Annotated in this window: 6 protein-coding genes and 2 pseudogenes; 1 reads left to right on the top strand and 7 read right to left on the bottom strand. The window is 71.4% G+C overall.

Annotation, left to right across the window (positions count from 1 at the left end; genetic code table 11):
* Window positions 1–1,094 (top strand): annotated as a pseudogene (locus I5G_RS23485) (transcription antiterminator); the annotation flags it as partial.
* A gap of 448 nt (window positions 1,095–1,542) precedes the next feature.
* Here I5G_RS23485 and I5G_RS24185 read toward each other — a convergent pair.
* The 7 genes and pseudogenes from I5G_RS24185 to I5G_RS23465 all read right to left on the bottom strand — a co-directional run.
* On the bottom strand, window positions 1,543–2,493 hold the full coding sequence (locus I5G_RS24185; protein WP_022880315.1) for a type IV toxin-antitoxin system AbiEi family antitoxin domain-containing protein: 951 nt from the start codon (window positions 2,491–2,493) through the stop codon (window positions 1,543–1,545).
* 206 nt (window positions 2,494–2,699) lie between these two features.
* Window positions 2,700–2,927, bottom strand: coding sequence for a hypothetical protein (locus I5G_RS26635; protein WP_239642570.1), 228 nt, complete (start codon window positions 2,925–2,927; stop codon window positions 2,700–2,702).
* Entirely contained in the window at window positions 2,921–3,175 is a 255-nt protein-coding gene (locus I5G_RS26630) for a hypothetical protein (RefSeq protein WP_239642569.1), read from the bottom strand. Before I5G_RS26630 ends, I5G_RS26635 begins: the two co-directional genes overlap by 7 nt.
* Window positions 3,172–4,623, bottom strand: coding sequence for a cytosine permease (locus I5G_RS23470; RefSeq protein ID WP_022880314.1), 1,452 nt, complete (start codon window positions 4,621–4,623; stop codon window positions 3,172–3,174). The genes I5G_RS26630 and I5G_RS23470 overlap by 4 nt, the downstream gene beginning before the upstream one ends.
* A gap of 45 nt (window positions 4,624–4,668) precedes the next feature.
* Complete coding sequence (locus I5G_RS18070) at window positions 4,669–5,247, bottom strand: hypothetical protein (RefSeq protein ID WP_022880313.1); 579 nt, start codon at window positions 5,245–5,247, stop codon at window positions 4,669–4,671.
* Window positions 5,248–5,340: 93 nt separating this feature from the next.
* Window positions 5,341–7,023, bottom strand: a complete 1,683-nt coding sequence (locus tag I5G_RS18065) for a phospho-sugar mutase (protein WP_022880312.1) — start codon at window positions 7,021–7,023, stop codon at window positions 5,341–5,343.
* Window positions 7,020–7,457, bottom strand: a pseudogene (locus I5G_RS23465) (purine-nucleoside phosphorylase); the annotation flags it as partial. The pseudogene I5G_RS23465 and the gene I5G_RS18065, both read right to left, overlap by 4 nt.
* Window positions 7,458–7,819: the final 362 nt, after the last annotated feature.

Below are 7,819 nucleotides of genomic sequence, written 5' to 3'. Positions count from 1 at the left end.
GGCGCCCCCGCGCCCGACGACGTGCGGTCCCGCCTCGACCCCGCAGTCGAGGGAGCCGTGCGCGCGTCGTTGGAGAAGCGGCATCCCAGTACCTCGTCGACATCGCGCACGACGACTTCGTCCTCCGCCTGGCGCTGCACGTGCAGAACCTGCTGCACCGGTCGCGCGAGCAGGCGTGGTCGCGAAACCCGCTGACGCGTTCGCTGAAGTCGACGTACCCCATGATCTTCGAGGTCGCGGTGTACATCGCGAAGGGGCTGCAGGACGCGCTCGGCATCCCGATCCTCGACGACGAGATCGCCTACATCGCGATGCACGTGGGCGGTCGGCTCGAGCGCAGCCGCCGCTCCGACCAGCTGCTCACCGCCACGATCGTGTGCCCCGGGTACTACGAGCTGCACGAGCTCCTGCGCTCGAGTGTCGACCGCTCGCTCGGGCAGGCGATCGAGGTCGTCGGCGTCGAGACGCGCATCGACCCGGCGTGGGACTCGATCGACACCGACCTCGTCCTCACCACGATCGACCCGCCGCGGCCCGGCGATCGGTTCGTCCGCATCCAGCCGTTCCTCACCGACGCCGACGTCGAGCGCGTGCAGGCCGCCGCCTCGCGGGTGCGGCGCGGGCGGCGTCTCGCGCGGCTGCGCGCCGAGCTCGAGACGTACTTCTCGCCCGACGCGTTCGTCCGGGGCCTGGATGCCGCCGAGGGCGAGGCCGGCGTCATCCGTCGGCTCGGTGGGCTGTTGGTGGACGAGGGCGTCATCGACGACGACTACGTCGTCCGTGCGGTGGAGCGCGAGGCGATCTCCTCCACGGCGTTCACCGACGCGCTCGCCGTTCCGCACGCGATGGGCATGACCGCGACGCAGACCCGCATCGCGATCGGCATCGCCGACCCGTCGATCGCCTGGGGCGAGGGGCGGGTGCAGGTGGTGGCGCTCGTGGCGTTCAGCGAGACCGACCGCGAAGCGTTCCAGACCGTGTTCGAGCAGTTCGTCGAGGTGTTCAGCGAGCGCGACAGCGTGCAGCGGATCGTCCGCCGCGGCACGGACTTCGCGGCCTTCCTCGACGAGTTGGTCGCGGTGATCGACGGCTGACACCGCCGCCGCGGCCTCTTCCCCGGGTTCGGGGCGCATTCCTCGGGTTGGGGCGTGTGCGTTCCCCGGGTTTGGGGCGCATTCCTCGGCTCGGGGTGGGTGCCTTCTCCGGTTTGGGGCGCATTCCTCGGTTCGGGGTGGGTGCCTTCTCCGGTTTGGGGCGCATTCCTCGGTTTGGGGCGCGAGAATTGCGCCCCGAGCGGGGAAACGCGCCCCAAACCTGTTGTGTCGCGGGGCGCGGGGTCCGGCGGCGTCGCCGGGCATTGCTGCCCGGTTCGGGACAGCTGCGGACGCTTCCCCGGGTTTGGGACGCATTCGTCGGGTCGGGGCGTGTGTGTCCCCGGGTTTGGGGCGCATTCCTCGGGTTGGGGCGTGAGAATTGCGCCCCGAACCGGGAAACGCGCCCCAAACCCGCAACAACAGAAGCGACTCCACCCTGAGGTGCGGTTCAGAGCGGGCGGATGCCGAACGCCGAGAGTCTGCGGCCGAGTGCGTCGGCGGTCCGCAGGTGCGACCACTGCCATCGGGCGAGCGGTCGCTGGGTGCGGCCGCGAATCCAGTCCTCGCGCTGCTTCTCGCGGAGAAGGACCTGATCCAGGGTCAGGCCGGACCGCAGGGCGTCATCTCGGTACTTCGTCTCCCCGTCGAACTCGCCCCAGGCGCACACGTCGGACAACCCGAAGTCGACGTAGTAGTCGCGACCGGAGGGACCCGGGATGGCGACTTGGAGGTCGGGCGGGGCGAATCCGAGTTCGCGGAGCCGGATGCGACTGATGCTCTCGCCGGGGAGCTGCGCGCGACCGTCCGCGAAGGCGATCGACCGCAGCGCTCGGGCCCGGCCGTGCGCCGACCGCGACGAGATCTCGCGAATGCGCTCGCGCTGTTCCTCCTCCGCATGAGGGAGGTGCGTCCCGAGTGCTGGAGCCGCGACGAGTCGCAGGCCCGCGTCCAGGGCGCACACCGCGGTCTCGAAAGCCGTGGTGCGCGCGATGTCGGCGAGGGTGCGGTCGAGACTCGTGCACCGGAGGCCGTGACGTTCGACGATCTGGTCGAGGGGAACCTCCCCGCGGTGTCTGACGACGCCCGTAGCGGCGCCGGGACGCCTCGGCTCCACGATGACGTGCACCTTCGGCGAGGGAGGGCCGTGCACCGGAAGGCCGTGCAGAGCAGCCGCGGTGAGATGTGAGAACAGGGGCCGTTCGCGACTGACCATGGCGAGCGCCTGCGCGCGGGCGATGATCCACTCCTCGGGCTTCGGCGCGGAGTCACGCTCGGGCCGAAGATAGACGCCCGGCCGGAGGCGAACGACCTCGCCCGTCCCGAGGAGCCTCTCCAGTGCGGACGAGCCGACGCCGTCCGCGGCGAGATCATCGCGTGTCAGGGGTGTGTAGCCGGACATGCCCGACAGTGTCGCGGAGCCGAGTTCTCGGCATCCGCGATTTCCGTCGATGTGGGGAGAACCCGATCCCGGGGCGCCCTGGGGAGAAGCCTCGCGCGTGATGGGTTTGGGGCGGGATCGTCATGCTGGGGCGCGAGATTCACGCCCCGGCAAGGGAATCGCGCCCCAAACCGGATCCGCCGCAGCACCAAGCGGGCCCTGCGCGGTCACTCCTCGCCGATGTCCTCGTTCCAGAGCGAGGGGTTCTCGTCGATGAACGTCGTCATCACGTCGATGAGCGCCGGGTCCTGCAGCACGTGCACGTCGACGCCGTTCTCGCGCAGCCAATCCTCGCCGCCGTAGAACGTGGTGTTCTCGCCGATCACGACGCGGCCGATGCCGAACTGTCGGACGAGGCCGGAGCAGTACCAGCACGGGGAGAGCGTCGTCACCATCGTGGTGCGCGGGTAGGAGCGCTGGCGCCCCGCGGCGAGGAGGGCGACGTCTCGCCGTGCAGAGCGGGGTTTGTCGCCTGCACGCGCTGATTGCGGCCCGACCCCAACAGCCGGTCATCGTGGTCGAAGAGCGCGGCGCCGATCGGGATCCCGCCCTCCGCCCGACCCTCGAGAGCCTCCCAGCGGGCGACTTCGAGCTTCTCCTCGTCGGTGGCGTACACGGCTCCGACGACGGGTGCAGCGCTCACTCGGCGTCCTCCGCGGCGTCGACGTGGGCCACGACCTCGTCGTCGGTGAGGGGACCCCCCACCTTCGGCGCGAAGGCGCGGAAGAGGACGAAGTACAGCACCCCGGCGATGAGGAAGCCCGCGGCCGGAGTCAGGTCGCCGAGCGGCGAGGCGGCGCCGCCCGTCGCCTGGACGACGACGCCGAGGAAGAGCGTCTGGTTGGAGAACAGCAGGATCGAGACGACCACCGCCACCACGAACGAGATCGGCCCGGCCGGGTTCCGGTACTTGGCCGTGTCGCTGACGAGCGCGGCGATGGAGGTGCCGCGGCGCAGGTAGCGGTCGACGAGCACGATGCCGAGCCACGGGGCGATCCAGTACGCGATGACGAGCAGGAAGTTCTCGTAGATCGTCGTGACGTCGGCGAGGATCGAGACGAGGGCGATGAGGAACCCGAGCACGCCGAACCCCAGCGCGATGATGGCGCGGCGCAGCGAGAAGGGGATCCGCACGCCGGCCGCGAGGAACGACATGGCGCCCGAGTAGACGTTCAGCGCGTTGGCGGCGATGGCGCCGACCGCGATCGCCGCCAGGGTCAGAGCACCGATCCACCCGGGCATCCCGTGCACGAAGGCGTCGGTGGGGGAGGCGTCCGCGGGCGCGACGATCAGCGCCGACGCGGCCCCCGCCGACATCAGCACGGTGCAGGACACGAAGATGCCGAGGGCCGCCGCCCAGCCGGTCGCCGGGAGGCTGACCGCGCGGGGGAGGTAGCGGGTGTAGTCCGCGGCGTACGGCGTCCATCCGGCCGAGTAGCCGAAGGCTGCCGCCGCGGTGAGCAGGAACCCCGCGAAGGAGAAGTCGCCGCCCGAGATGCCCGCGCCGACCTCGGGGTTGGCGAAGATGGCGATCGTGGCGAGGAGGAAGATCACGCCGAGCACGATGCTCGCGTACCGCTCGAAGACCTGAACGAGGTCGTGACCGACGAAGGCGAGCAGCACCTCGAGCACGACGATCACCACCAGGCTCAGCCAGACGGGCAGCCCCGTGAGAGTGGTCAGGGCGAAGGCCCCGGACACCGAGTTGACGGCGAACCAGCCCAAACCCGCCATGACCGTGTTCAGACCGGCCGGGAGGATGTTGCCCCTCAGACCGAACGCGGTGCGGCTGAGCACGAGCTGGGCGAGACCCTCCCGCGGACCCCAGGTCGACAGCACGCCCTGCGCGGCGGCCGCGAGCGCGTTGCCGACGACGATCGCGAGCACGGCCTGCCAGAAGCCGAGGCCGAAGAACGCCACGCCGATGAACCCGACGAAGACGGTCGCGAACTCGAGGTTGGGCGCCGACCAGGTGGCCAGCAGCTGCCACGGCGAGCCGTGTCGGTGGTCGTCCGGGATGGCTTCGATGCCGCCCGCCTCGATCTTCGTGGGCCGCGTCTTGGCCTCACTCGCGTGTGTCGTCGCACTCATGGCCTCACCGTACGACTCGGCTGTTACCGATACGTTATGGCCGCGTTAGGGGTGGGAGCGCTCGTGGCCGGAGACGGTGAAGGACGGAGAGCCCGCGGCGTCGCTTGTCGGCGGGGAAGCGGCATCCGCGGTCGCTCGCATGGCCGTCCGCCACCTCGCGACGGCGATGGTCGACGACCAGATCACGCCGACCGGTAGGGCGAGGAGCGCTCCGAACCACCAGAACGGGCCGACCGCGGGGGCGATGGACCCGGTGACGTCAGGGGGGTTCTCGTCGAAGAACGAGTACAGGGGGATGTCCCAGGAGACCCAGGGGTAGATCCACGTGGCGCCGATCGCCCCCCACAGCCATATCGAACCGCGCACCGCGGTGAAACGCACGCGCGGTTCTTGCCGAGCAAGCCACCTCGCGCGCCACACCGCCACGATCGTGATCTCCACGGCCCACGCGACCCAGAGAGAGGTCCACACGACAGGCGTGTCACCGAGCACGGCGAGTGCCTGCGCGGTCGTCATCCCGTAACTCGCCGGCGTGCCGTACACGGCGCCGTACACCCCCACCGCGATCGACACCGCGCCCACGCAGCAGAAGGTGATCGTGGTTCGCGCGACGGCCCGCCCCATGGCGGAAACGTACCGGATTCGCGGCCCCGGCGAGCGACTGACCGACGGACCGTGTCCGGGAGGCGGGCCTCACCCGCCCCCGGACCGCCCGTGTCAGCGCACCGCGGCGAGCAGCTCCTCGGCGCCGGTGCGCAGCGCGTCGAGACGGCGGCGGGCCTTCTTCGCCGACGAGCCGCGCACGTCGAGGTACAGCTTCAGCTTCGGCTCGGTGCCGCTGGGCCGGACGATGAGGCGCGAGCCGTCGTCCAGCCAGATGCGCAGCACATCGCCCGGGGGTAGCCCGTCGACGCCTCGCAGCAGGTCGTCGATCCTCGACACCGCGACCTCGCCGACGGCGGACGGCGGCTGAGCGCGAAGGGATGCCATGATCCCGCCGATCTCGCTCAGGTCGGTGACGCGCACCGAGATCTGGTCGCTCGCGAACGCGCCGAAGGTGTCGCGGAACTCCTGCAGCAGGTCGGCGACCGTGCGGCCCTCGGCGCGCGCGGCCGTGGCGAGGCCGAGGAACGCGACGGCGGCGGAGATGCCGTCCTTGTCGCGCACGGTGTCGGGGTTCACGAGGTAGCCCAGGGCCTCCTCGAAGCCGAAGATGATTCCCGGCGCACGCGAGATCCACTTGAAGCCGGTGAGGGTCGCGTGGAAGTCGAGCCCGTAGTGCTCCGCCACGACCTGCAGCCCGGGCGACGACACCAGCGAGCAGGCGAGGGATGCCGGGTGCCCGGCGCCTCGATCGGATTCCGCGTGTGCACGCGCCGCCCGCCAGCCGAGCAGCAGCCCGATCTCATTGCCGGTGAGTCGGCGCCAGCCGCCCTCGGTGTCGGCGTCGGGGATGGCGACGGCGAGGCGGTCGGCATCCGGGTCGTTGGCGATGACGAACTCCGCGTCGGCGGAGCGGGCCGTCTCGAACGCGAGGTCCATCGCCCCGGGCTCTTCGGGGTTCGGGAAGGCCACGGTGGGGAAGCGCCCGTCGGGGTGGATCTGCGCCTCGACGACCGTCGGGGCGGGGTAGCCCGCGGCGGCGAGCACGCGCTCCACGGTCTCCCACCCGACGCCGTGCATCGCGGTGTAGACCCAGCGCGCGCCCTCCGCGCCGGCGGGGGCGGGGGCGACGGCGGCGGTGGCGGCGACGTACGCCTCGACGAGCGACTCGGGCGCGTTCTCGTACCCCACGGAGCGGGGGAGGATCGTGACGTCCCCCGCATCGGCCACGGTCTGGATGTGCGCGGCGATCTCGGCGTCGGCGGGCGAGACGATCTGCGCGCCGTCGTCGGCGCCGCCGAGGTAGACCTTGTAGCCGTTATCGTCCGGCGGGTTGTGGCTCGCGGTGACCATGACGCCCGCGTCGGCCCCGAGGTACCGCACCGCGAAGGCGAGTACGGGCGTCGGCAGCATCCGCGGCAGCAGGATGGCCCGCAGCCCGGCCCCTGCGAAGATCTCGACCGAGTCGCGCGCGAAGACGTCGGAGTTGCGGCGTCCGTCGTAGCCGACGACGACCGTCGGCGTCCCTTCGGGCTGCTTCTCGCGCAGGTACGCGGCGAAGCCCGCCGCGGCCTGCGCGACGAGCACCCGGTTCATGCGGTTCGATCCGGCGCCGAGCGTGCCGCGGAGCCCGGCCGTCCCGAAGGCGAGACGGGTGGCGAAACGGTCCTCCAGGTCGGCGGCCGCCTCGGCATCCCCGTCCTCGACGCGCGCGAGCAGCGCGGTGAGTTCTTCGCGGGTCGTGGCATCCGGGTCCTGGGCGAGCCAGGCGCGGGCCGCGGCGACGTGGTCGCTCACAGCGCGCCGATCACGCGGGCGAGCAGCGCCGAGATCACGGGCTCCGCCTCACGGCCGGCATCGAGCACCTCGGCGTGGCTGAGGGGCGTCTTCTGGATGCCGGCGGCCAGGTTCGTGATGAGCGAGAAACCGAGGACCTCCATGCCGGCCTGCCGGGCGGCGATGGCCTCGAGGGCCGTGGACATGCCGACGATGTGACCACCGATGGTCTTGGCCATCTGCACTTCGGCGGGGGTCTCGTAGTGCGGACCGCGGAACTGCGTGTAAACGCCCTCGTCGAGCGTCGGATCGATCGACCGGGCGAGGTTGCGCAGACGCTGCGAGTAGAGGTCGGTGAGGTCGATGAACGTCGCGCCCTCGAGCGGGGAGTCGGCGGTGAGGTTGATGTGGTCGCTGATGAGCACCGGCTGGCCGGGCTTCCAGGTCTGTCGGAGGGCGGAGCCCACGACACAGCGTCCGCGACGCCACGGGATCCGATCCCCCATGCAGACCCTCGGCGCAAGTACGGGCCGCTCACGTGGGGCCGGTGCCACGTCGGGGTGCCGCCCACAGGAAGGGTCGGCCTGCTGCACGGGGCGGTGACGGGGCGCGCCCCAGCAAGGTCCGTCCCGATGCTGCGTCGCGCATGGTTGCGAAGTCACTCTGTCGACGGCGCGCGTCGCGGATCGCGTGCTGTGGGTGTGGCGCGCTGGTACGGCATGTCGGTGCGCTCAGCGGGATGCGGGGTGCGGCCCACCAGAAGGGTCGGCCTGCTGCACGGGGGCGTGACGGGGCGCGCCCCACCAAGGTCCGGCCG

Source organism: Microbacterium sp. B19 (assembly GCF_000333395.1).
GTDB lineage: Bacteria > Actinomycetota > Actinomycetes > Actinomycetales > Microbacteriaceae > Microbacterium.
This window is presented reverse-complemented; position numbering and strand designations above follow the sequence as displayed.